Raw genomic sequence first — 24816 nt, 5'->3', positions numbered from 1 at the left:
GATGTTTGAACTCAATCTGTTACCGGGCAAACTCTGCCTCAATACCCTGCGCCGCGTCAGCCGCGAGCCGGTTCATATCAGTCTGGATCCGGCCGCGCTGCCGGGGATCCACGCCTCCGCTGCCGTGGTCACCAAGGTGATCGAGCAGAATCGCGTGGTGTACGGCATCAACACCGGCTTTGGCTTGCTGGCCAACACCCGCATCCCGGTGGAGCAGCTGGACGAATTGCAGCGCTCCATAGTGCTCTCCCACGCCGCCGGCATCGGTACCTACATGGATGACGCCACAGTGCGGCTGATGATGGTGCTCAAGGTCAACTCCCTGGCGCGGGGCTTCTCCGGCATCCGCTTGACTGTGCTTGAGGCGCTGATGACCCTCATCAACGCCGAAGTCTATCCGGTGGTGCCGAAGAAGGGATCCGTCGGCGCCTCCGGCGATCTGGCGCCGCTGGCCCACATGAGCTGCCTGCTGATCGGGGAGGGCAAGGCCCGCCACAAAGGCGAGCTGATGGACGCCGCCACGGCGCTGAAGATCGCGGGTCTCGAGCCTATTTCATTGGCGCCGAAGGAGGGACTGGCGCTGCTCAACGGTACCCAGGCCAGCACGGCGTTTGCGCTGGAAGGCCTGTTCCACGCCGAAGATCTGTTCGCCGGCGCCATCACCATAGGCGCCATGAGTGTGGAGGCGGCGCTGGGCAGTCGTCGTCCATTCGATGCCCGCATCCATGAGGTGCGCGGTCAGCGTGGCCAGATCGATGCCGCGGCTTGCTATCGTCACCTGCTGGTGGATGGCAGCGAGATCGGCATGTCCCATCACAACTGCGAGAAGGTGCAGGATCCTTACTCATTGCGCTGCCAGCCCCAGGTGATGGGGGCCTGTCTGGCCCAGATCCGCCACGCCGCCGAGGTGCTGGTATGCGAGGCCAACGCTGTCTCCGACAACCCGCTGGTGTTCGCCGAGGATGAGGAGATCCTCTCCGGTGGCAACTTCCATGCAGAACCCGTGGCCTTCGCCGCCGACAACCTGGCCCTGGCCATCGCCGAAATCGGGTCGTTGTCAGAGCGCCGCATGGCTCTGCTGATCGATTCCCGCATGTCGGGCCTGCCCGCCTTCCTGGTCAACAACGGCGGCGTCAACTCGGGCTTCATGATCGCCCAGGTCACCTCGGCGGCGCTCGCCTCCGAGAACAAGAGCCTGGCTCACCCGGCCTCGGTGGACAGCCTGCCCACCTCCGCCAACCAGGAAGATCACGTCTCCATGGCCACCTTTGCCGCTCGCCGACTGGCGGACATGGCGGAGAACACCCGTGGCATACTGGCCGTCGAGCTGCTGGCAGCTGCCCAGGGGCTGGATTTCCGTGCTCCGCTGCGCACCACAGCGCTGCTGGAGCAGGCCAAGGGTCGGCTGCGGGCAGAGGTGAGCTTCTACGACAAGGACAGGTACTTCTCGCCAGACATAGAGGCGGCTGCTGCGCTGCTGGCCAGGGCGAGTTACAACGACCTGATCCCGGTCGGTGTGCTGCCCAGCCTCTAAGCCCCCATTCGGCTCATAGCAAAAGACCGCCCATCGGGCGGTCTTTTCGTTGCTGGCGTTGGCTGGCGCGGGTTATTCGTGTTCAAATATCAGGAACAGATAAACCACGAACAGCACCAGGTGGGTAGCGCCGTGCAGCACATTGGTGCGGCCGCTGCTGAAGGTGACCTTGCATACCATAAGTGTGGTGACGAGCAGCACCATGTCGGCGGCGGAGAGGCCGAGGCGCACCTCCTGGCCCAGCATGGCGCCGATGAACAGCACGGCCGGTACTGTCAGGGCTATGGTGGCCAGCACAGAGCCGAAATAGAGGTTCATGGCCCGTTGCAACTGGTTGTTGAAGGCTGCCTTGATGGCACCGACTGCCTCGGGGGCCAGTACGATACAGGCCACGATAAAGCCACCCAGCGCCGGAGGCGCCGCCATGATCTTCACGCCGAAGTTGATGGGCACGGCCAGGGTCTTGGCCAGCAGGATCACCACCATCAGATAGGCGAGCAGCAGTATGGTGTGATAGACGTTGCTGCGCAGCGGGCCGTGGTGCTCCTCGTAATCCTCGTGGTCGCTGTCGACGAAGAAGTGGCTGTGGCTGCGGGTCTGGATCAGCAGGAAGATACCGTAGAGCAGGATGGAGATGATGATCAGCATCCAGGACATGGGGCTCGACATGCTGCCAATGGTGCCGCCCCGGGTGAAGTTGGGCAGCACCAGGCAGAGCAGGGCCAGCGGTATGATGGCGACCAGATAGGATTTGACCCCATCCAGATTGAAGCTCTGGGTGTGGTAGCGCCAGCCGCCAAACAGCAGGGTGAAGCCCACCAGGCCATTGGTGACCAGCATCACCACTGCAAACATGGTATCGCGGGCCATCACGGGATTGGGGTCGCCTGTGAGCATGACGGAGGAGATCATCACCACTTCCAGCGAGATGACGGAGAGCGTCAGGATAAGGGTACCGAAGGGTTCACCCAGCTTGATGGCGAGGGCATCCGAGTGGCGCACCACAGAGAAAATGGCCCATGTGACGATGGCAAGCAGCGCCGCCGAGACAGGCAGATAAATCCCGAGCGGAGTCGCCTCTGTCAGCAGCTCGCTCCCTATAGTCTTGAAGAACAGCAGGGTCAGCAGGCCAACGGGCAGGGCAATCTCTTGCCGGATAAATGACTTCATAGGCAATGGTTCTCATCTCGGGGCGGCATGAGCCGACGGGGTATGGAGGCAATGATGCAAGGTCACGGGAGGTGACGACCCAGACAATGATAAAGGCTGTTGCCCGGATCGGGAAAAATCATTTTGTTACAAACCAAGTAGTGATACCCCGTGGTCAGCCGATGGTCGGGATATAGATAGCTAATCTGACCGTATGCTGCGTAGCATGGGCTATGCCGATCGCATTCATGCTCTTGTGGATCTGGCGGCATTCCGACCAAGGACTCCCATGTCTGTTGTGCGTCTGCGCTATCACACCATAGAGTTTGGCGAACTCGACATCCACCTGCGCACCCTGCGCGACAACCAGCAATTCTCCGATGACGAGGGGGAGGCAGAGGCGCTCGGCATCTCTTCAGCCTTCTGGCCGCTATTCGGTATCGTCTGGGATTCCGGCAATGTGCTGGCCCATCTGATGGTGGAGTACGAGATAGTTGGCTTGCGGATCCTGGAGGTGGGCTGCGGCATCGCCTTGGCGAGTCTGGTGCTCAACCACAGGCTGGCCGACATCACGGCCACTGATTATCACCCGGAGGCGGGCGCCTTTCTGGCGGAAAATGTGCTGCTCAACAAAGGCAGCCTCATCCCCTTTATTCGCACTGGTTGGGCAGATACCACCACGGCGCTGGGTCGCTTCGATCTCATCATCGGCAGCGATCTGCTCTATGAGCGTGGTCAGGTCGAGACCCTGGCCGCCTTTATCGAACAACACGCCAAGCCCCATTGCGAGGTGATCCTGGTGGACCCGGGTCGTGGCCTGCATGCCCGCTTCAGCAAGCGGATGGTGACCCTGGGCTATCAGCACAATCAGCACAAGCCACTGGATGTGAGCTATCTGAGCCAGCCTTTTCGTGGCCAGATACTGCAATACCGGCGCTAGTCATCGGCAGTATGGGCTGCCGTCGCGCCAGGCTTCCCTATTCGGTAGTTGTGGTTTCTTTATCGACCCGGTGGGCGGTCAAGGCCGCGGCGGCATAAGCCTGAGGGCGGGATTTGTCGCAAGGAGGAAGGGTTTGATACACGGATGGGATGCAAATGGGAGGCGTTGTTCTGGTGCATTAGCTGTATCAATTTGATCCGCAGGGAGCGCCGTGGCAATGACAAATTATAACTCAATGATAAATATGGTTTTTATAAATTACTCTGATGAAGATTCAATCGCTTACCTGTCATAAGTGACAATTGTCCAGCTTATCTGAAATGGCTAGAGTAGCCGAGCGGTTTGACTCACCGTGTGTTCAATACTCCTGTATCTGTTTTTTTGTCAGTAGCACAGAGTGTTAGTTTTGATATGAGTGTTTCTTTCGGTCCCCTTAGTGGGACCATTTTTCTGCCTGAAAATCCCTGATCCCGCCACTCCACTCCCATTTTTCTGCCCCGGTAGCCATTTTCATGGATGGCTTTGTGTCAGGCTTGGTGTTCCTGTGCCCATTTGGTTATGCTCGCCCGCTTAATTCCAGAAGCGGGATCTTCGTCCATAGGCGCGCTTCGGCGTTGGCTGATACGATGAAGCCACATGGATGTTGTCGGGCATACGGAAGGCATATGAAACTGACTACTCAGCTTGTCTCGTTTATTACCCTGTGCGTGATCGCCTCCATGGCCATGGTGCTGCTCGGCGGTGTGTTCAGCTTTCGTGAGCTGGGGATGGAGCTGCAGCAAAAGAAGGTCAACTCTCTGGTCGAGGTGATCGACAAGCAGCTGGAGGTGGCCGATGACCATCAGGAGCTCACCCGCTGGTTGCCGACCCTGCTGCGTTCGGCCCATGTGGTGGAGCTGGAGATCCGTCAGGGCAAGCAGCGGATTTACTGGTTTCGCGACGTGCAACAGCAGACCGACGAGAGTCTGTTGATCCACTACAGCCAGCCCATCTCTCATCAGGCAGGCATGCAAGCCGACTTCAAGCTGGAGCGACCGTTCAAGGAGTTCGAATACTCCATGAAGGCCATGTCCGGCATCTCCCTCGGTATCTTCATCGTCATCTTCGGGCTCTGGTACTCCATTCGCTGGCTGCGGCTGCAACTGCGAGGTGCCGAGCTGCTGGCCGAAAGGGCCCAGCTTATTCTCGACAACAAGCTCACCAAGCTGGCCCACGATCCGGCGGAGGAGTGGCCCGTCTCCGCCAGTCAGGCCCTGGATCATCTGCTGGCCGAGCTGGCGGATGCCCGCAAGGAGCGCAGCCGCTTCGACAACTTCATCCGCAGCAATGCCTTCGTCGACAAGATGACAGGCATAGGCAACCGCCTGTTCTTCGACAACCGGCTGGAGAGCGCCATCATGGAGGCGAGCGTGATGAGCGGCGGCGTGCTGCTGATCGACCTCGCCGGTCTGGAGGATCTGGATCCCGAGCTGAGCGGGCGCCAGAGCCAGGATCTGCTGATGGAGGCGAGTGCCTCCATCGCTGCCTTCGTGCGCAAGCACAACGGCGCCCTGCAGGCCCGCTATGCCGGTCAGGTGTTTGCCGTGCTGCTGCCCAACATGTCCGAGAGCGAGATGGTGGATGGCGCGGGCCAGCTGCACAAGAGCCTGCAGCGACTGCACTGGCCCGCGGCGGTCAACGTCGAGACCGCCGTCTACCTGGGCGCCGTCTGCTATCAGGCGCAGGATTCCCTGCTCAAGGTGCAGGAAGAGGCCGAACTGGCGCTCAAGAGCGCGCGACTGCAGGGTCATACCGGCTGGTTCCTCTACGAGAAGCAGCTGGATGAGGAGCAGAGCAGCAAGGGCACGGTACGCTGGCGCACCCTGATAGGCCGCCGCATCGAGGAGCATGGCATCGATTTTTACGTTCAACCGGTGCAGCAGGAGCGGGATCAGGTGGTGCTTCAGCAGGATTTGCTGATCCGCATTCACGACGAGCAGGGGCGGGCGTTGCAGGCTGGCGTCTTCATGCCCATGGCAGAAAAGGCGGGGCTGCTGTTGCCACTGGATCGGCTGGTGGCGGAACAGACCCTGCGGCTGCTGCGTCAGCGCTCAGAGCAGAGCTGCCCCATCAGTCTGACCCTCTGTGCCCAGAGTTTGCTGCACCGGGAGTTCCAGCGCTGGCTCTTCTTCGACCTGTTCCAGCTGCCGCGCAGCATCAACGAGCGGCTGATTCTGCAATTGTCCGAAGCCCAGGTGACTCGCCACTACGAGGCACTCAAGCGGCCGCTGCGGGCGCTGCGCATGCTGGGCTGCCAGCTGGCCATCGACCACGCCGGTCAGGATGTGGTGAGTACCCAATACATCAAGGAGTTCGAGATCAACTTCCTCAAGCTTCACCCCAGTCTGGTGCGGGAAATCCACACCCGTCAGGTCAACCAGATGGCGGTGCGCAGCCTGGTGGGAGGCTGCGCCAACACCCGTACCCGGGTGATTGCCGTCGGGGTGGAGAGTGGCGACGAGTGGAAGATGTTGCGCCACCTCGGCGTTCATGCCGGTCAGGGCCCCTGGTTCGCCGAGCCGGAGCGGCTGGTGATGGAACCGGCCGGCGCCTGATGGTGTGGCCGCAGGGCTGCCCTCAGATCCGGCCCTGCTCCTTCAAACCCGCCAGTCCCTGCATGCCACCTGTGTGGATAAAGACTATCTTGCTGCCACGGGGGATGCGCCCGGCGGCCAGCTCGCGAAACAGGCCCCACATCGCCTTGCCGCTGTAGATGGGTTCCAGCGGCAGGCCTGTCTCGGCGCTGAAATCCTGCACCCACTGCCACAGGGCCGGGCTGAATTTGGCATAGCCACCATCATGGTGATCCAGCGCTATCTGCCAGCCGGGCGTGCTGGCAGCGGCGGGATGGAGGCGGCGTACCTCGTCGGCGATGAAGTTTGCTCCTTTCAGTACCGCGATGGCGAGGATCTGCTCCCGATCCCGTTTGCCGGCGATCAGGCCAGCCAGGGTGCCGCCGCTGGCGCAGGGCAGTACCCAGAGATCCGGCGAGAAGGGCACCTCGTCGACCAGCTCGGCCACCCCGGGAATGGCGAGCGGGCTGCTACCCCCTTCCGGCACTATCAGGGTATCGGCCGCCGCAAACTGGGCCAGCCAGTCGGGGTTCTGACGCCGCCGGTAACTCTGGCGGTCGACAAAAATGAGATCCATGCCCCAGCCTTTTGCTGCGCTCAGGGTGGAGTTGCTGACGGCCTCTGCTTCACCACGTATGATGCCGGTAGTTCTCAGGCCAGATTGACTCCCAGCTGCCGCCAGCGCATGAATGTGGTTGGAATAGGCACCGCCAAACGAGAGCAGGTGCTGCATGCCCTGTTCCCGGGCATGTTGCAGCTGGTACTTGAGTTTGCGCCACTTGTTGCCCGAGATGGTCGGGTGGATCAGGTCATCTCGTTTGCACCAGAGCTGGACGTCGTATTGCCGCAGCAGAGGGTGGGAGATGGCTTCCAGTGGCGAGGGCAGCCGGGCTGGTTGCAGGGTAAACGCCTGCGGGCGGGTCGAACTGGGTAACAATGAGTAATCCGTCATTTATCTGGAGGCTAATGCCCTGTTTATGCTAAGGTTTAATGCGTTTTATGCAGCCAGGTGCGGGTTTCAATGAAACAACTTTTCAGACGTTCAACCCCAAGCCGTCAGGTGGGGCTCCTGCTTGCCAGCGACCGGATCATGCTGGCCTCGCTGGGCAACCCCCCTGTCTTCGCCACCCGCGCCATCAACGGCCCGCAAGAGTGGCCGCTTGCCATGAGCGAGCTGTTCAGCCGCCATGGCCTCGCCAAGTCTAAAGTGCGGGTCGCACTCGCCGCCACTCTTTATCAGCAAGTCCAGATCGACAAGCCCGCCGTGCCCGAGGCAGAAATGGCGGGCGCTCTGCCCTGGGCCATCAAGGATTATGTCAACGAGCCCGTGTTGCAGCTCGCCATGGATTACGTGGACTTGCCCACTCCGCCGGCTGGCAGGCCGCGGATCAACGTGATCTGCGTGCCCAAGGCGCGGGTGCAGCAACTGGCGGATGCGGTCAACAGCATAGCGAGTCTGGATGCCATCGTCAGCGACGAGCTGGCCATGACGGCGCTTTATGAGGCCGACAACACAGTACGCATGTTGCTGTGGCAACCCAGGGGGCAGGATCTGCAACTGCTGGTATTCCATCAGGGCGGGCTCTGTTTCTCCCGCCAGCTGCGCGGTTTCACCGCCCTCACAGGCGAGCATGAGCCGGACAGCATGCTGCTCGATTCGCTGGCGCTGGAGATCCAGCGCTCCCTCGATTATCTGGCCGGCCAGCTCAAGCTGCCGGAGCTTGGCCAGATGCAGCTCGCCATCGCCTCCTCCTTCATCGGCACCTTGGTGCGCCACATGGAGCAGACCTTTGGTTTTGCCGTCTCCGCCATGGCCAACAAGGCTGTGCTGGCCGGTGTTGAGTACCTGTCGGCCTATGCCGCAGCCATCGGGGAGCCTGCCTGATGAAACGTCAGATAAACCTCTATGGCGCAGAGTTTCGCCCCAAACGCCAGTGGGCCAGCCTCAATCAGATGGCGCTGGTGTGGGGGGGCTGCGTGATCCTGTTGCTCTGCATGGCCGCTTTTTACGGCTGGCAGCAGCAAGGGGTCAGCCGTGAACTGGCACAGGTGCGCGCGGCGCTGGAGGTCAAACGTGGGGAGGCCCAGCGGCTGGATGCCGCGTTGACTCGCCATCAGGCCAACACACAGTTGCAACAGCAGCTGGCCAACAAGCAGGAAGAGTTGACTGCCAAGCAGGGGCTGATGCGTCAGCTGGGCAGCCTGGCGTTGCAAAAATCCCAGGGCTACGCCGGCCTGATGGCCGATCTCTCCCGCATTCGGGACAAACAGCTCTCCTTGCAGCGGATCGAGATCGCCGAGGGGCGTATCAATATCTCCGGCTTCGCCGGTCGCAGCCAGGATGTGCCCGCCTGGGTAAACCGTTTCAAGCAGACACCGTCGCTGGCGGGCAAGCAGTTTGGTGAATTGACCCTGAGCCGTGACAAGGAGGGCCGCCTGGCCTTCCAGCTCAGCGGTATCGAGCGGGAGAAGCCCTGATGAGCCTGAAAGCACAATGGCTGGCGTGGGCAGACAAGATTGCCGCCCTCAGCCAGCGCGAGCGGATATTGATACTGTTGACCGGGCTGGTGCTGGTCTGTGCCGGTGGCATTTATGGCTGGCTGGATGATGCCACCCTGCGCCTTGAGCAGGAGCGTGTGGCCTTGACCTCGGCCCAGCGGGATCTGGAGATCATGGATCTCGAGAATCTGGGCAAGCAGGCACGTCTGGCGCGGGATCCCGATCAGAATGTACGGGAGCAGCTGGCGCGGGTTGAGGGTGAGCTTGGCAAGCTGGATGCCGAACTCAAGGCCCAGACGGTGGATCTGATCCCGGCCCACGAGATGCCGGAGGTACTGGAGGCCTTGCTGTCACGCTCCACCAATCTGCACATGCTGGCGCTGACCTCCCTCGCCCCTGAGCCGCTGATGGCGGGGGATCAGGGCATCAACCTGTTCAAGCACGGTATTCGCCTCAAACTGGAAGGCGGTTATTTCGATGTGTATCAGTACCTGAAAGCGCTGGAGGCGCTGCCTCGTCACTTCTACTGGAAGCAGTTTGACTATCGGGTGGAAGCGCACCCCAAGGCGGTGGTGGAGATGGAAATCTACACCCTGAGCACCAGCAAGGAGTTTATTCGTGGTTAGATGGCTGACGCTATTGTGTTGCCTGCTGGGCTCAGTGGCCAAGGCCGAGGTGCTGCAGGATCCCACCGAACCGCTCGAGGGAATCAACAGCCAGGCGGGGGCGGTAGAGAGCCCGAGCGCCGGTCTGCCCAAGTTGCAGAGCGTGGTGCTGGGCAACGGCCCGGCGCTGGCGGTGCTCAACGGAAAAAGTTACCGGGTAGGCCAGCAGGTCGAGGGATATCGACTGGTGGCCATCAGTGCAGATGCCGTTGTGCTGGAGAAGGGGGGCAAGCGTCAGTCGCTGACCCTGTTTGCCAGCAAGGTCCGTATCTGAACGGGCCCTGCCCGGGATGGGCGGGGCAAGGTTTGTCGAGTTTAATTGCAAGTCAGGGTGCACTCATTACATGAAAAAAAATCATCTCTGCCTGATCTCCGTAGCCGTTCTGGCTGCAGGCTGTACCAGCTACCGGCACCCCGAACCCGTGCAGGCCAAGGACGCACTGAAACACGCCATGACCGAGCAGAACAAGGTCGGCGCCCTGGCGACCGTCCCCAAGTCGGTACAAAGCGAACTGTTGCAGATGAACCGGCCGCCCCAGGCCATCAGCATGCCGGAGCAGCGGCTGCGTATCGCCGCCCACGATGTGGAGGCGGTGGAGTTTTTCGGCTCCCTGTTCAAGGGCTCCCGTTACAGCGTGGCCGTGCATCCAGGGGTAGGCGGGCTGGTTTCCGTCGAGCTCAAGGACGTGACCCTGCCCGAGGTGCTGGCCGTGGTGGGTGACATGTACGGCTTCGACGTGCAGCGCAAGGGTAACGTGTTCCACGTCTATCCGGCTGGCCTGCGCACCGAAACCATACCTGTGAACTATCTGATGATGTCCCGCCGGGGTCTGTCCCGCACCTCTGTCAGTACCGGCGGGGTGACGGCCAACGACAACAATTCAAACAACGGCGGCATCAACTCCAGCAGCAGCGCTGAAATATCTTCTAACCAAAATGGCACAGGTATTTCTAGCAACTCCAGTACCCAGACGACATCGAACGGTACCCAGATAGAAACGGGCACCAACAGCGACTACTGGACCGATCTGCGCACCTCGCTGGAGATGCTGATCGGCAGTGGCGATGGTCGTGCCGTCATCACCAGCCCGCAGGCGGGTCTGGTCACCATCCGCGCCTATCCAAAAGAGCTTAAAGCGGTGCGCGAATTCCTCAGTCAGTCCGAAACCCACCTCAAGCGCCAGGTGGTGCTGGAGGCGCGGATTATGGAGGTGGCTCTAAGCGAAGGCTATGAGCAGGGGGTGGACTGGAGCGGTCTCTCCGCCAGCTGGGATGGCAACAAGGGCATTACCGGTGGCGGCTCTCTCTCGCCGACCCAGTTGCCCACGACCCCCAATCAGATCTTCACCGCGCTGGGGGGCGGGGCCGGTTTCAAGATCTCCGACGGCAACTTCAACGTGGCGGTCAACTTGCTCAAGACCCAGGGGGATGTAAACACCCTTTCCAGCCCGCGGGTGACGGCGACCAACAATCAGAAGGCGGTGATCAAGGTGGGGACGGACGAGTACTTCGTCACCAATGCGACGACAACCATCACCTCTACTACAACAGGATCAGAGCGGACGCCCAATGTGGAGTTGACCCCCTTCTTCTCCGGCATAGCGCTGGACGTGACGCCGCAGATCGACGAAGAGGGCAGGGTGCTACTGCACATTCACCCCTCTGTCATTGATACCGAAGAGCAAAACAAGACGATCGATTTGGGCACCACAGGCGGCAAGATGACTCTGCCGCTGGCCAAGAGTTCGATCCGCGAGTCCGATACAGTGGTGCAGGCCAACAACGGCGACATTATAGTCATCGGCGGCCTGATGAAGACCGACAAGCAGGAGATCGTCAGCAAGGTGCCGCTGCTGGGGGACATTCCCTGGATTGGCGAAGCCTTCACCAACCGCCGCGAGAGCACCAAGAAGGTGGAGCTGGTGATCATGCTCAAGCCAACCGTGGTGGAGAAAGACACCTGGCAGAACGAGCTGAAACGCAGCGCCGATCTGCTGGACAAGTGGTATCCGCCCAAGGGCTAAGCCATGAAGCAGCGCGCGGTCAGCCTTACCCCATGTGCCCTCTTGCCCTGCGTCACCGCAGGCTGCTTGCTCGGGATGGCAGGTGACAACCCATGTACCTGAACCACTTCGGCTTGCTGGAGGCGCCGTTCGGCCTCACCCCCAACACGGGTTTTTACTATGGTTTGCCGCCCCACGAAGAGGCGTTGCAGGTGCTGAACTGGGCGCTGGCACAGGGGGAGGGCTTCATCAAGGTGACCGGCGAGGTGGGTACCGGCAAGACACTGCTCTGCCGCAAGCTGTTGAGCGAGCTGGGGTCTGAGGCTCACCCCGTGCGTCTGGCCTGGTTGCCCAACCCGCACCTCACGCCGGCCGAGCTGCGCACAGCCCTGGCGCTGGAGCTGGGATTGTCGGTGCGGGAGGGGGCTGAGCTGGATCTCACGGATCGTATTCATCGCCACCTTATCAGCCTGCATCAGCAGGGCAGTCGAGTGGTGGTGCTGATCGACGAAGCGCAGGCCCTGCCGGACGAGACCCTGGAGGCGATCCGGCTGTTTGGCAACCTGGAGACGGAGTCGAACAAGCTGCTCCAGATAGTGCTGTTCGGTCAGCCCGAGCTGGACGCCCGGCTGGCAAAGCCTCATTTGCGCCAGTTGCGTCAGCGGATCGGCTTTTCCTACTGCCTGCGCCCCCTGCGTTTTGACGAGACCCGAGCCTATCTGGAGCACAGATTGCAGATCTCCGGCTATCGCGGTGCGCCGCTGTTTGCCAGTCGCGCCATGCGCCTGCTGTGGCGGGCGTCGCGCGGGATCCCCAGGCTTATCAACATACTGGCGCAGAAGTGCCTAATGCTGGCCTATGGCCAGGGGGCTCGCCAGATAGACAGCCGTCTGGTGCGGCTTGCCATTCGTGATACCGACGATGCCAGCCGCTTTGCGCCGTTGCGCTGGTGGCCCCTGTTACTGTTGCTGGGGTGTGCCCTGGCTTATGGAGTCTGGCCATGAGCGTGATCAATCAGATGCTCAAGGATCTGGAGCAGCGGCAGCAAGGCGGCGAGGGGGCCGTCTATGTGCCGCCCGTGCGGCAACAGGGTTGGTGGATGCTGGTGCTGACCCTGATCTGCGGCCTGGCCCTCGGCATTCTGGGCTGGCGGACCTGGATTTACTGGCAGCAGAGTCTTGCCCAGGCCAGCGAGCCGGGGCCTGATGCCGTTGCCCGCGCCGTGCCCGCCACGCCGGCCTATGTAGAGCAGGAGCCAGTGGATCTGGTGGTGGCTTTGCCCACCCCGGGTTCCGGGCCCGAGACCCGCTCTCGGCCTGCAGTCGAACCCGGGCTGGCGCAAGAGCAGGATGAGATCGCCTATGAAGAGGCTCCGCCGAGCGATGAAGAGCTGCAACCTGAGCTCTATGCCGAGCTGGAAGCGGAACAAGAGGCGGTCGCCCCGCCGCCGCGCAAACCGGGGGTGCTGAAGATAGAGACGGTGAACCTCTCCGAGGCCGAACTGGCCACCCTGGCCGAGCGCAAGGCCACTACCGCCATGGCCAGGGGGCAACTGCGCGACGCCCAGGACAACTACTATCAGGTGCTGGTTCACGACCCCCACAATCAGGGTGCCCGCGAACAGCTGGCGGGTCTGCTCTACGGCGAGGGGCTGCTGAGTGAGGCTGGCCAGTTGCTGGAAGAGGGGATACGGCTCGATCCAGCGCAGGCGGATTTTCGTCTGCTGCTGGCACGGCTTGCCATCAGCGGCGGCGATCAGCTCAAGGCACTTGGCTGGCTGACAGGTTATCAACCTGACTTGGCCAGCAATCTGGATTATTACGCCACCTGGGCCGGGTTGACCCAGGAGCTGGGCCGCAACGCCGAGGCGGCAGAGATCTATGTGAAATTGCTGCGTCAGCAGCCTGATCAGGGGCGCTGGTGGCTCGGGCTCGGTGTGGCCGAAGATGGCCAGGGCCACAGCCTGCGGGCGCTCGATGCCTATCGCAATGCCCAGTTGCATGGCAACCTCGGCGAGGCGTCGACCCGCTGGATTGAACAGCGAATTGCCCAGCTTGCCCCCTGACGGGCGGGACAGTTAACTTTTTTGGAGTTTGCATGGCACAACCCAGACTGAAAATGCGCCTCGGCGACCTGCTGGTACAAGAGCAGATCATCTCGGATGATCAACTGCAGCTCGCCCTGCAGCAGCAGCGTCAGACCGGTCGCAAGCTGGGCACCACACTGATCGATCTCGGCTTCATCAGCGAGGTGCAGCTGCTGCAGTTCCTCGCCCGCCAGCTGGACGTGCCCTTCTTCGATCTCAACAACCTCACCATAGACGCTTCTGCGGTACCGCTTCTGCCCGAGGTTCAGGCGCGCCGTTATCGCGCCCTGGCGGTCAATCTCACCGACAACCGGGTGACTGTGGCCATGTCGGATCCGGCGGATCTGAGTGCCCTCGACGCCATAGCGGCCTTGCTCAGCCCAAGAGAAATGGTGCTGGCGGTAGCGCGTGAAGGTCAGCTGCTGGAGTATTTCGACCGCCTCTACCGCCGTACCCGCGAGATAGAGAGCTTTGCCGAACAGCTGCACGAGGAGTATCAGGACTCCGGCTTCGAGCTGGGTTCCAGCAACCTGGTGGGCGCCGGCGACGAGGGGGAGGCGACGGTGGCCAAGCTGCTACGCTCCCTGTTCGAGGATGCGGTGCAGGTGGGGGCGTCCGATATCCATATCGAGCCGGATGAGAAGGTGCTGCGCATTCGCCAGCGGATCGACGGCATACTGCACGAGAATATTCTCAACGAAGTGCGCATTGCCCAGGCGCTGGTGCTGCGCCTCAAGCTGGTGGCCGGGCTCGACATCTCCGAGAAGCGACTGCCCCAGGATGGCCGCTTCAACATGAAGGTGCGCGGTCGGGACGTGGATGTGCGTATGTCCACCATGCCGGTGCAGTACGGTGAGTCAGTGGTGATGCGGCTGCTGGATCAATCCTCCGGCATATTGTCCCTGAGCGAAACCGGCATGCCGCCGGAGATACTGACCCGCTTCCGTCGCCAGCTCAAGCGCCCCCACGGCATGATACTGGTGACAGGCCCGACCGGGAGCGGCAAGACCACCACCCTGTATGGCGCTCTGTCGGAACTCAATCAGGCCAGCAACAAGATCATCACGGTGGAAGACCCGGTGGAATACCGCTTGTCCAGGGTCAATCAGGTGCAGGTCAATCCCAAGATAGGCCTCACCTTCTCCCATGTGTTGCGCTCCACCCTGCGTCAGGATCCGGACATCTTGCTGGTGGGCGAGATGCGGGACAACGAGACGGTGGAGATAGGCCTGCGTGGCGCCATCACGGGCCATCTGGTGCTCACCACATTGCACACCAACGATGCAGTCACCAGCGCCCTGCGTCTCATCGACATGGGCGCGCCTGGCTATCTGGTGGCGAGCGCGCTGCGTGCCGTCATCGCCCAGCGGCTGGTGCGGCGGGTGTGCGAGCACTGCGTCGAGGAGAAGGCGCCTGACGAGGGACAGGCGACTTGGCTGAGGGTGCTTTCCGGCGAGGAGCCGGGTCAGCATGTCTACCACAAGGGACCTGGCTGCCAGAGCTGCAACTTCACCGGCTACTCTGGCCGGATCGGTGTCTACGAGCTGCTGGAGCTGGATCAACCCATGATGGATGCCCTGCGCCGCAACGATGCGGAAGGCTTTGCCAAGGCGGCGCGTCAGCATGAGCACTACCGGCCGCTGGCCCTGACAGCGCTCGATTATGCCCGCCAGGGGATCACGTCGGTGGACGAGGTGCTGCGGTTGGCCGAGGACCTGGGGTAAGTGATGACCAACTTCATCGGCAATGATCAACCCGGACGGCAGCGCCCTGCCACTCGGCTTGTGCGGGGCGCGGCATGAATACCTTCGCCTACAAGGGTCGCGACAGTCAGGGCAATGCCGTCAATGGCGTGGTCGATGCTGCCAACGAGATGGCTGCCGCCGAGCAGCTGATGCGCCGTGGCGTGATGCCCACCGAACTCAAACCCGGCAAGGCGAAATCCGCGGCCATCGACTGGTCTTTGCTGCTGGAAGGTGGCGTCAAGCTGGACGAGCTGGTGGTATTCAGCCGCCAGATGTATGCCCTGACCCGGGCAGGGATTCCCATACTGCGTGCCATCGCTGGCCTGGAAGAGACAGCCCACAGCAAGCCGCTCAAGCGGGCGCTGCATGCGCTGGGAGAGGATCTCGGCAACGGTCGGCCCCTGTCCAGCTCCATGCAGGCGCACCCCAGGGTGTTCAGCAGCCTGTTCGTCGCCATCATTCACGTGGGCGAGAACACGGGTCAGCTGGAAGAGGCCTTCCTGCAACTGGCTAACTATTTCGAGCTGGAGCTGGAGACCCGCAAGCGGATCAAGACCGCCATGCGCTATCCCAGCTTCGTGATGATTGCCATCGGCATCGCCATGGTGATCCTCAATATCATGGTGATCCCGGTCTTCGCCGGCATGTTTGCCAAGTTCGGGGTCGAGCTGCCACTGGCCACCCGGATCCTGCTCGCTACCTCCCACTTTTTTGTCAACTACTGGTGGTTGCTGCTCGGCATTCTGCTGGCCATGGTGTTTGGCTGGCGGCGCTGGGTTGCCACTGTCAAGGGCAAGCTGACCTGGCACAGATGGCAACTCAAATTGCCCATTGTCGGTACCATCATAGAGCGCTCCCTGCTGGCCCGTTTTGCGCGCAGCTTTTCCATGATGCTCAAGGCAGGTGTGCCGCTCAATACTGCGCTGACCCTGGTGGCCGATGCGGTGGACAACGCTTATATGGCGGCTCAGATCCGCGACATGCGGGCCGGTATAGAGCGGGGCGAGAGCCTGCTGCGCACTGCCGGCAGCAGCGGTCTGTTTACGCCCCTGGTGATGCAGATGATAGCGGTGGGGGAAGAGACGGGTCAGGTGGATGATCTGTTGCACGAGGCGGCTGAGTATTACGAGCGAGAGGTGGATTATGACCTCAAGAGCCTGACCGCCCGTATCGAGCCCATCCTGATCGGGATCGTGGCCGTCATGGTATTGGTGCTGGCACTGGGTATCTTTACGCCCATGTGGGACATGATGAGCGCCGTACGCGGCAAGTGATGATCTTTACTCCTCCTGATGGGGGAATGATGAGTGCCGTACGCGGCAAATAAGCAGGTATCTTTACCCTCCCGATAGTGGGACATGATGCGTGCTGTAAGGGGTAAATAATGATCTTTCCTCCTCCTGGTGGGGGGAAATGATGAGCGCGGTGCGCGGCAAATAAGCGGCATCTTTACCCTCCCGATGGTGGGACATGATGAGTGCCGTACGCGGAAAATAAGCGGCATCTTTACCCTCCCTATGGTGGGTCATGATGAGCGCCGTACGCGGAAAATAAGCAGGCTCTTTATTTCAACGTAAGGGCCTGATGCGGAGTGGATGATCAACAGGGTACGGGAGAGGTGCAGTTGAACAGACAGTCACAACAGGATGATCGCTGGCTGGGAGGGTATCGACGGATGGCCGTGCTGATCTTGCTGCTGATCATGGTGGCGACCCTGGCCCAGAGCTATCGTAGCCACAGGGCCGAGGCGCTGGCCCTTAGCCTGACCCTGCTGGGGGAGCAGTTTGCCGAGCGGGTACAAAGGTTGCACGGTCTCTGGCTGGATCAGCGCCGTCCCGCCGTCCTGCATGCAGATGGGGTGGCCTGGCAATTCGATGCCAGGGGCTGGCCACTGGGTGTTGATGCGCTGCTGGCCCCTTCGGAAAATTGCCGCCAGCTCTGGTCGTTGATCATTGGCACACAGAGCCAGGCCCTGCCGCCGTTGCAGGCCATGGCGAGCCGAGATGGCACGGGATGCGAGTTCGGGTGGGAAGATAATTGGCTGATTTATCAATTTTATGATGGCAGAGTGACACTAAAGCCTTGAATGAGGCCGATAGTGTGGCTCAGTTAAATGATTTTTTTATATCTGCATGAAATAATGCGGGTTATTACGGAGGGACCATGGCAACAAATCGAATGGCACCAACACATCCCGCGTCGATGATGACGAGTAGGGCAGCCGGTTTCTCGTTGATCGAGCTGGTGATCGTCATCGTTATCCTGGGAATACTGGCGGTGACCGCCCTGCCTCGCTTCCTCGATGTGACCGATGAAGCCAAGAAGGCCAGCGTGGAGGGGGTCTCTGGCGGTTTCGCCACTGCGGTTTCGCTGGTACGGGCCCAGTGGGAGGCAGAAGGACGTCCCAAGGAGGACGGTCAGAACACTGTGTTGTATGACGGCTCTCGTTTCTATCTGACGACTCCGACCGAGACGCAGGTCAGCAATGGCGATCTCTCGCCAGGCTATCCCATGGATACATCGGCAGGGGGCGGCATAGATGTGGACCCGGCCAACCTGACAGCCCAGCGCTGTCTCAAGATTTGGGAGGGATTATTACAGAACCCACCCAAGGCTACCGCCAGCTTCAGCGAGGTGAGCGGTAGCGGCAATGACCTGAAATACTATGTCAGTGTGACCAATAACGGCCTGGACTCGGTCTGCCGCTACTATCTGGTCAATAGTTTGAGTAAGGGTAGTGATGGCAAGTATCAGGATCCGCAAGGTAGTACTGATGCATTCATGAGTTTCAGTTACCGTCCGGCTTCCGGTCAGGTGACCACCAATATCAATTGACAGAGGATAGTAAAATGAAAAAACAGGCGGGTTTTACCCTGATCGAGCTGGTCATAGTGATCATCATTCTGGGCATTCTGGCAGTGACCGCTGCACCCAAGTTCCTGAATTTGCAGGATGATGCAAATCAGGCTGCTGCACAGGGCGTTGCGGCGGCTTTGCAAAGTGGTGCTCAGCTGGTTTATAGCCGGTCAGCTCTGGATGGCAAAGAGAAAGATCCAACCGCGTCAGTTTCCGCAGGCACTAGTACCGTGTCCACTGCCTTTGGTTATCCGACTGCAAATAAAGCTGGTATCGGCAATGCAGTAACGGTGGATGGTAGCTGGGAGCAGAAAAATGACGATGGTGTTTACACTTCTAGCCAAGCCAACAGCTGCCAGGTTATTTACACCGCCCCGTCAGTGGCAGGTGGCACTTTCTCGGTATCTCTAAGCGGTGCCAACTGTAGCTAATAAGATCGACAATTCAGCGAGGCTTCGGCCTCGCTTTCTCTTTCCTCTTGTGAGAATCCCAATGCCTGCAGCCAAGGGCTTTACCCTGATTGAACTGGTTATTGTGATCCTGCTGCTCGGGATTCTGGCCGCCTTTGCCGTGCCCAAGTGGCTGGGCAAAGGCGGCTTTGAAACTCAAACCGTACGCGACGAACTGCTGGCCCGGCTGCGGCTGGTGCAGACCGTCAATATGCATGAAGCCACCAATCGCTGTACTCAACTGATTGTTGTCTCCCCCCGTTTTGCCCACCGCACTTTTGCTGCCACCTGTCCATCCAGCGATGATCTGGTCAGTGGCTGGAGCGACAATTTGCGCACTCGTGGCCGCCTGGTTACCCCCTCTGCCGATATCGCTGTCACCCTGAACGGCAATACCCGCTTTGTGCTGCATTTTGATCATATGGGCCGCCCACAAGGGGATTGCTCCACAACCAATGGCTGTACCCTGCAGGTAACGGATGGCCGCGAAACGGGCCGCATCAAGATAGAGCCCGAGGGGTATATCCATGAGATCCCTTGATCGCGGCTTTACCCTGATAGAGCTGATTGTCGGCATAGTGCTGCTGGCGGTGGCGCTGACCGGCATTCTGGGGCTCTTGATCAATCAGGCGCCCCAGGCGGTGGATCCGGTGCAGCAGGTGCGTGCCGCCCAGCTGGCCCAGCGTCTGGCCGGCGAGATGTTGCAAAAGTCGTTCGATGAGCAGTCGGATCATAACGGTGGCCGCTATCGCTGTGGTGAGATCTTCAATGGCCAGTTTTATGGGGACTGCAGCTGCCCTGTCGGTGTGGCATGCACCCAGCGGCCTCCCGCTCCGGCCATTACCGGTTGGCAACCCAGTGCCTATGGCCCCGATGGCGAGCCAGCACCTTATGCCTACAACGATGTGGATGACTTCGATACCGCGGGCAACTGGGTGGATGCCAATCGGTTTACCCAGACTGCGGCGGGGATCAGCGGCGAGGAGTATCGCAACTACCAAGTGAAAATTGCGGTGAGCGGGGTCGATTTCAGCGATGGCACTTTCAAAAGCTGCACGGCCCCCTGCTCTGTGGGCAAACGCATTGATCTGCAAGTAAAGCTGCCTGACGAGAGTCTGCTCGACTTCTCCTTCTATCGGGGGAACTACTGATGGGTCGGCTTTGCGATCGTGTCCGAGTGTCCAATCATGCTTCCGATGTCCGATTACGCCGGCAGGCGAATCGAACCTGCGCCAGACTTGGGCGTGCCCGCGGTTTTACCCTGGTCGAGCTGGTGATGGTGATCCTGCTGCTGGGCATAATGGCAACCTTTACCAGCCAGTTTATCGGCATTGGCAGCCAGATCTATGGCGATGCCAGTAGTCGCGAGCAGTTGATGAGCGATGCCCGCTTCGCCATGGAGCGACTCAACCGCGAAGTTCGCGATGCGGTGCCCGGATCAGAGCGCATCGAGACGACAGATGGGGTCTGGGTCGACGCGGGCCCTTGCCTGAGTTTCTGGCCCATCAGCACCTCCAGCCGTTATGTTGCCCTGAATCGTGCGATATCAGGTAGCAGCGCCACCCAGGAGCTGGTGATGGCAACCCCCGCCTCGGCTGCCAATCCACTGAACCAGGATGCCAATGCAGTCACCGAAGGTGACTTGATGATTGTCTTCCCCGTGCCGGACAAAAATGCCGGTTCGCTGATCGCTGGCTGCGATTACGGACGCTGTGTGGCCAAGGTTGTGGATGTGCTGGCTCCCGTATCCGGGGCGCAAACCATTCGTTATTCCAGCACCGAGAGTCTGGCCGGGATCTCGCCAGGCCGCCGGGTCTACTTTGCCCGCGAGCAGGTGCGCTATTGTGCCCAAGGTGGTGCCTTGTACCGGGCCACCAGTGTGCTCAGTGGCGCTAGCAGTACCATGCCTTTGGGAACCTTGATGGCAGAGTCGCTACGCACTGGCAGCTTCTATCGGGAGACTTCGGCCTTCAATACAGAAGGGGAGTTTGGCATGCGCTTTGTGTTCGAGCGCAAAGGGGAGTCAGTTACCTTCAACCACAAGATAGAGGTGCTCAATGTGCCCTGATACACACGCGCTTGGACGCATGCGTGGCAGTGCCCTGATGATCGCCCTGTTTGTCATTGTGGTGATGGCGCTGCTGGCGGCTGCCATGGGCCGCTTTCTGGTAGACAGCAGCGAGAAAAATGCAGTGGAGGTGCGCAGTGTGCGCGCCTTGCTGGCGGCACAGAGCGGACTGGAAATAGCCTTGTATCAACTGTTCCCCAATAGACCGACATCGCCATCACCGCTTGATCGCTGCGAGTGGGTACTCTCATCACCTGTGTTTAATGGCAATTCTGGACTGGCTGGCTGCGAGGCAAGGATCAGTTGCGTGCAACAGCCCGTGACCTATAACGGAGAGGTGACCAATGGCTACCGTCTGCTCAGTGTCGGCTCCTGTGGTTCGACCGACCTCGGCAGTGCCAACCCCGATTTTGCCGTGAGCAGGACAGTGACGGCCGAAGCCTATGATGGAGGTTTATGATGAAATGGCTATGGGCGCTGGCCCTCTTCACTAGCCCGGTCTGGGCATTTGACCCCATCGACACCAGCACCTTCTTCCCTGCCGTGGCACAGGGTCATCATGGTGACAACAACAACACCTGCCACCAGATCAGCGGCAACCAGCTCATCCAGCTTAACAATCCCAAGATCAATGGCACCGGCGGTCTACCGCTCAACTTCTGTTCCATCCTACCCGATCAGAACAATACGCCCCGTTGCGATAACGGGGCTGGCGGTTACAAGGTCTGCGCCGTCACCGGCAGCGATATCCGCGGCCTCCCAATGGCAACGGGGAACAACAAGTTCCCGACCATCAAGTCTGTGATGCCGCTTCTTTGCCAGCAGGGCCAGCAAACCGCACTCTTCTCAGACTACGGGTCTGCCACGGTCGAGAATTGCACCGTGACCTTTCCGAGCCGCAGCACCTACCAGATCAAATCGCTGAGCGTTCGCAACAACGGTACTCTGGTGCTGGGGGATGGGGATTACTTTATCGATTCGTTGATCCTCGATAATGCCACCATCCGCCTGTCCGGCAACGGCACGACCCGTATTTTTGTCAATCAGGACCTGAAGCTGCTCAACACGGTTAACATCAATGCGACCAATCAGGGCAGCCTTGTCTGGGTCAACTATGGCGACATGACCATAGACAACAATTCCCGATTTTATGGCTACCTCTACACTGATGGTCGTTTGACCATGAACAACAATGCCACCGTTTATGGGCGGGTGACGGCCCGTTATCTGAGCATGGATACCCAGTCCAGCATCAATGACTACTCGGTGCCGCCGCCGTTGACCTGCTTTACCGACGGTTTCGACAGCGGCCAGATCAACCCGGACAGCTGGGTGGTTGCCCAGCGCAACAACAGCACCCTGCCATCGGTACAAAACGGCCGCCTGCGCCTCACCCAGAACGTCACCAATCAGGCCACCTCGGCCACCTTCCAGCGCCTATTTCCAGGGGCCGGCAATCTGGTGACGGTCGAATTCGATCAATTCGCCTACAAAACCTCAGGCTCTAGCGGGGCAGATGGGATGGCGGTGGTGCTCTCGGATGCCACCCTGACGCCGCAGCCGGGGGCCTTTGGCGGCCCGCTGGGCTACGGCTTCAAGACCGGGATCAGCGGCTTCGCCGGCGGTTGGCTCGGGGTGGGGCTCGACGAGTACGGCAACTATGCCAATGAAGGGGGGTCATACAATCTGGGATCCCGCCCTCAGGCAGTTTCCATCCGTGGCTCAGGCTCGGGTACCTCGGGCTACCGTTATCTGGCTGGCACTACAAGCAACCTGAACCCGGGCGTTGACAGTGGTACGAATAGCAATCGCCCCCACCGTTATCGAATTACTGTCGACTCCCGGACCACTGGCAGCTCGTTGGCCACCGTGGAGCGAGACACCGGAGCTGGCTACGCCTCTCTGGTTGGACCCATCAACATGGCGAGTCAGACCGGTCAGTCTGCGGTACCGGCCAATTTCCTGCTCTCCCTGACCGGATCCACCGGCTCGGTGACCAACTTTCACGAAATCGACAACGTACAGATCTGTGCCCTGCGATCCAGCCCGGTCGGCGTACAGATCGATCATTTCCAACTCGATCACTCCGGTCAGGCGCTGACGTGCAATCCGGAGACGGTCACTATCAAGGCCTGTGCCGATGCGGCTTGCAGCGCCCTTATTACCGACCCTGTTACGGCGACCCTGAGTCTGACGCCGACGTCCAGCAGCAATGGTTGGGTCGGCGGCAATACGGTGACCTTCAGTGGCGGCTCCACCACGGTCCAGCTTCGCAATAACACCGCCTCGGCGGTCACTATCGGAGTATCAGGCTCGACCCCGACCACCAAACCATTCAGTACTACCTTGTGCAAGTCGGGTAATGGAACCCCCAGCGTGGCCGCCTGCACCCTGAGCTTTGCCGATAGCGGTTTTATCTTCGACGTGCCGGATACCTATTCCAACCAGCCGCAGACGGTGACCATCAAGGCGGTCAAGAAGAGTGAGGTGACCAAACAGTGCGTGCCCGGGTTTGCCAGCCAGAGCAAGAGCATCACGTTCTGGGGCAGCTATATCTCTCCGGCCAGCAATCCTTACAACAGCAATATGAGCGTTAACAATAGTGTGCTCGGTACCAGTCAGGGAGCTGCGACGCCGGTCTCTCTCGCGTTCGATGCTCAGGGGCAGTCGACCATAACGGTCAAGTATCCGGATGCAGGCAAGGTACAACTTGATGCCCGTTATGATGGCACGGGCAGCGAGGCGGAGCTGGTGATGCTCGGCTCAGACCAGTTCGTGGCACGTCCTGTCGGCTTGTGCATTACGCCCCCGCAAGGGGTCTGTGCGGCAGGGAATGCCAGCTGCCCGGTCTTCAAGAAAGCGGGTGAGACGTTCCAGGTAGATATCAAGGCGATGGCCTGGGAATCGGCCAATGATGGGGATATTTGCGCGGGGAATCAGACAACCCCCAATTTTGTGCTGAGCGGTATTGGCTTGGGCAGCACCCTGGTGGCGCCAAGCCCAGGTACCAATGCGACAGTGGGTACCACCACCTATAACCATGTGGCTGCGACCAACAGTCTCAACAGCGTCAACCAGACGGTAAGCGAGGTGGGGGTATTCAGGATGACGGTGACTCCGCAAGTGGTTACACCACAAGTACAGGGTTACTTTGGCTATACCATTCCCTCAGCCCAGAGCCAGCCGGTGGGCCGTTTTATCCCCGCTGATTTTGAGCTTGTCAGTGGCGACATAGTGCCTGCCTGTAGCGTCTTCTCCTACATGGGCCAGCCATTCGGGGTGACGCTGGATATCATTGCCCGCAATGTGGCGGGGGGACAGACCCGTAATTACACCGGCGACTTTGCCAAGGGCAATGCTTATATCACCACCGCCAATAGCAAGAATGGTACTTCTCTATCCAGCCGCTTGCGCAGCCTGCAACCTCTGCCCTGGCTAGATGGGCAGGCGGCGTTCAGCGGCAGCAGCGAGTTTGTTCGCCTCTCCGATACCCAGCCGGATGGCCCCTTCAAGGCACTGCTGTTTGGCCTCTATATGCAGGATAACGATGGCGAACGCACCCTGATTGCCAGCCCCAATTTCAATGAGGGGGTGGCTGGCGATTGCAGTGGAAGTAACTGCAATGCTCGCCTTATCGATGCGACATCCATGAAAGCCTATTTTGGCCGCCTGCTGGCCGGCACTGGGGCGGGGCTCGCAGCAGCGCCGCTGGCCATTCCACTGCAATTGCAATATTACGAATCGGGCGACTGGCTGCTCAACGAGGAAGATCAATGCACTCTGCTCTCCCTCGCCGGTGATGGGATCAGCTTCATCAATCCGAGTCACACCTTTGATGCGGCCATCCGAGACCTGAATTTGGGAGCAAATCGCAAGATCAGGCTGGGGCTGGGGGATCCGTCCCCAGGAGTTATGTCGGCTACAGCCAAAGATGGCGAGATCCTGTTCCACTTTGCCAAGCCGGATATCTCGGTACGCATTCCCTACAAGGTCGACTTGTCAAAACAGCCGGCTCAACCGCTCTGGTTATCTGACCCCGTTAGCCTGCAGGGTGAGGCCATTTTTGGCTCCAGCAGAGGTAATGACAGAATTATTTATCGGCGGGAAGTGATGCAGTAGCGGAGGCGGTGCGGCGGATCTTCGGGATCTTCCCCCCTATTTTCTTGTTTATTAGCGTTTGTCGGCCTGTGCGAGTGAGTGATGACTCGCA

At 60.1% G+C, this 24816-nt stretch carries 22 protein-coding genes; 20 read left to right on the top strand and 2 right to left on the bottom strand.

Annotated elements, in window-relative coordinates; genetic code table 11:
• Window position 1: 1 nt before the first annotated feature.
• Window positions 2-1534, top strand: a complete 1533-nt coding sequence (hutH, locus tag GWQ29_RS15100; RefSeq protein ID WP_275919762.1) for a histidine ammonia-lyase — start codon at window positions 2-4, stop codon at window positions 1532-1534.
• A gap of 72 nt (window positions 1535-1606) precedes the next feature.
• Here hutH and GWQ29_RS15095 read toward each other — a convergent pair whose 3' ends face one another.
• Window positions 1607-2704, bottom strand: coding sequence for a calcium:proton antiporter (locus tag GWQ29_RS15095; protein ID WP_275919761.1), 1098 nt, complete (start codon window positions 2702-2704; stop codon window positions 1607-1609).
• Window positions 2705-2972: 268 nt separating this feature from the next.
• Between GWQ29_RS15095 and GWQ29_RS15090 the strand changes: the two genes are divergently transcribed.
• Together GWQ29_RS15090 and GWQ29_RS15085 are read left to right on the top strand one after the other, a co-directional pair.
• Complete coding sequence (locus GWQ29_RS15090) at window positions 2973-3623, top strand: histidine kinase (protein WP_265420764.1); 651 nt, start codon at window positions 2973-2975, stop codon at window positions 3621-3623.
• A 665-nt stretch (window positions 3624-4288) separates the two neighbouring features.
• Window positions 4289-6217 carry an EAL domain-containing protein gene (locus GWQ29_RS15085; protein ID WP_265462747.1) on the top strand — a complete coding sequence of 643 codons (1929 nt, stop codon included), beginning with the start codon at window positions 4289-4291 and terminating at the stop codon, window positions 6215-6217.
• 22 nt (window positions 6218-6239) lie between these two features.
• On the opposite strand, the gene GWQ29_RS15080 is transcribed toward GWQ29_RS15085, so the two are convergent.
• Complete coding sequence (locus GWQ29_RS15080; protein WP_275919760.1) at window positions 6240-7187, bottom strand: pyridoxal-phosphate dependent enzyme; 948 nt, start codon at window positions 7185-7187, stop codon at window positions 6240-6242.
• Between the two features lie 69 nt (window positions 7188-7256).
• On the opposite strand from GWQ29_RS15080, the gene GWQ29_RS15075 reads away from it, so the two are divergent.
• The 17 genes from GWQ29_RS15075 to GWQ29_RS14995 all read left to right on the top strand — a co-directional run bounded on the left by GWQ29_RS15075 (window position 7257) and on the right by GWQ29_RS14995 (window position 24725).
• The gene (locus GWQ29_RS15075) at window positions 7257-8120 is read left to right on the top strand and encodes a hypothetical protein (RefSeq protein WP_005316385.1); all 864 of its coding nucleotides are present in this window, start codon (window positions 7257-7259) and stop codon (window positions 8118-8120) included.
• The gene (locus tag GWQ29_RS15070) at window positions 8120-8713 is read left to right on the top strand and encodes a PilN domain-containing protein (protein WP_021139571.1); all 594 of its coding nucleotides are present in this window, start codon (window positions 8120-8122) and stop codon (window positions 8711-8713) included. The genes GWQ29_RS15075 and GWQ29_RS15070 overlap by 1 nt, the downstream gene beginning before the upstream one ends.
• Window positions 8713-9360 (top strand): MSHA biogenesis protein MshJ, encoded by a 648-nt coding sequence (locus GWQ29_RS15065; protein ID WP_125597285.1) that lies wholly within the window; start codon window positions 8713-8715, stop codon window positions 9358-9360. The genes GWQ29_RS15070 and GWQ29_RS15065 overlap by 1 nt, the downstream gene beginning before the upstream one ends.
• A complete protein-coding gene (locus GWQ29_RS15060; protein WP_265433522.1) occupies window positions 9353-9673 on the top strand; it encodes an MSHA biogenesis protein MshK in 321 nt (106 codons plus the stop codon). The genes GWQ29_RS15065 and GWQ29_RS15060 overlap by 8 nt, the downstream gene beginning before the upstream one ends.
• A gap of 70 nt (window positions 9674-9743) precedes the next feature.
• On the top strand, window positions 9744-11423 hold the full coding sequence (gene mshL, locus GWQ29_RS15055; RefSeq protein ID WP_275919759.1) for a pilus (MSHA type) biogenesis protein MshL: 1680 nt from the start codon (window positions 9744-9746) through the stop codon (window positions 11421-11423).
• A 92-nt stretch (window positions 11424-11515) separates the two neighbouring features.
• Window positions 11516-12406 carry an AAA family ATPase gene (locus GWQ29_RS15050; RefSeq protein WP_275919758.1) on the top strand — a complete coding sequence of 297 codons (891 nt, stop codon included), beginning with the start codon at window positions 11516-11518 and terminating at the stop codon, window positions 12404-12406.
• Complete coding sequence (locus tag GWQ29_RS15045) at window positions 12403-13467, top strand: tetratricopeptide repeat protein (RefSeq protein ID WP_275919757.1); 1065 nt, start codon at window positions 12403-12405, stop codon at window positions 13465-13467. Before GWQ29_RS15050 ends, GWQ29_RS15045 begins: the two co-directional genes overlap by 4 nt.
• Window positions 13468-13499: 32 nt before the next feature.
• Complete coding sequence (mshE, locus tag GWQ29_RS15040) at window positions 13500-15212, top strand: MSHA fimbrial ATPase MshE (RefSeq protein WP_275919756.1); 1713 nt, start codon at window positions 13500-13502, stop codon at window positions 15210-15212.
• A gap of 74 nt (window positions 15213-15286) precedes the next feature.
• Window positions 15287-16507: an MSHA fimbrial biogenesis protein MshG gene (gene mshG, locus GWQ29_RS15035; RefSeq protein ID WP_125608585.1), complete on the top strand. Its 1221-nt coding sequence runs from the start codon at window positions 15287-15289 to the stop codon at window positions 16505-16507.
• Between the two features lie 350 nt (window positions 16508-16857).
• On the top strand, window positions 16858-17319 hold the full coding sequence (locus tag GWQ29_RS15030) for a hypothetical protein (protein WP_275919755.1): 462 nt from the start codon (window positions 16858-16860) through the stop codon (window positions 17317-17319).
• A gap of 77 nt (window positions 17320-17396) precedes the next feature.
• Window positions 17397-18068 (top strand): type II secretion system protein, encoded by a 672-nt coding sequence (locus tag GWQ29_RS15025; RefSeq protein ID WP_275919754.1) that lies wholly within the window; start codon window positions 17397-17399, stop codon window positions 18066-18068.
• Between the two features lie 14 nt (window positions 18069-18082).
• On the top strand, window positions 18083-18520 hold the full coding sequence (locus GWQ29_RS15020; protein ID WP_241280125.1) for a prepilin-type N-terminal cleavage/methylation domain-containing protein: 438 nt from the start codon (window positions 18083-18085) through the stop codon (window positions 18518-18520).
• A 61-nt stretch (window positions 18521-18581) separates the two neighbouring features.
• On the top strand, window positions 18582-19079 hold the full coding sequence (locus GWQ29_RS15015; RefSeq protein WP_275919753.1) for a type II secretion system protein: 498 nt from the start codon (window positions 18582-18584) through the stop codon (window positions 19077-19079).
• Complete coding sequence (locus tag GWQ29_RS15010; RefSeq protein WP_275919752.1) at window positions 19066-19689, top strand: prepilin-type N-terminal cleavage/methylation domain-containing protein; 624 nt, start codon at window positions 19066-19068, stop codon at window positions 19687-19689. The genes GWQ29_RS15015 and GWQ29_RS15010 overlap by 14 nt, the downstream gene beginning before the upstream one ends.
• Entirely contained in the window at window positions 19689-20606 is a 918-nt protein-coding gene (locus GWQ29_RS15005) for a type II secretion system protein (RefSeq protein WP_275919751.1), read from the top strand. The genes GWQ29_RS15010 and GWQ29_RS15005 overlap by 1 nt, the downstream gene beginning before the upstream one ends.
• 37 nt (window positions 20607-20643) lie before the next feature.
• Window positions 20644-21066, top strand: a complete 423-nt coding sequence (locus GWQ29_RS15000) for an MSHA biogenesis protein MshP (protein ID WP_275919779.1) — start codon at window positions 20644-20646, stop codon at window positions 21064-21066.
• A complete protein-coding gene (locus GWQ29_RS14995) occupies window positions 21063-24725 on the top strand; it encodes a DUF6701 domain-containing protein (RefSeq protein ID WP_275919750.1) in 3663 nt (1220 codons plus the stop codon). The genes GWQ29_RS15000 and GWQ29_RS14995 overlap by 4 nt, the downstream gene beginning before the upstream one ends.
• The last annotated feature ends 91 nt before the right edge of the window (window positions 24726-24816 follow it).

Origin of the sequence: Aeromonas sp. 2HA2, assembly GCF_029237345.1 — a bacterium.
Taxonomy (GTDB): domain Bacteria; phylum Pseudomonadota; class Gammaproteobacteria; order Enterobacterales; family Aeromonadaceae; genus Aeromonas; species Aeromonas salmonicida.
This window is presented reverse-complemented; position numbering and strand designations above follow the sequence as displayed.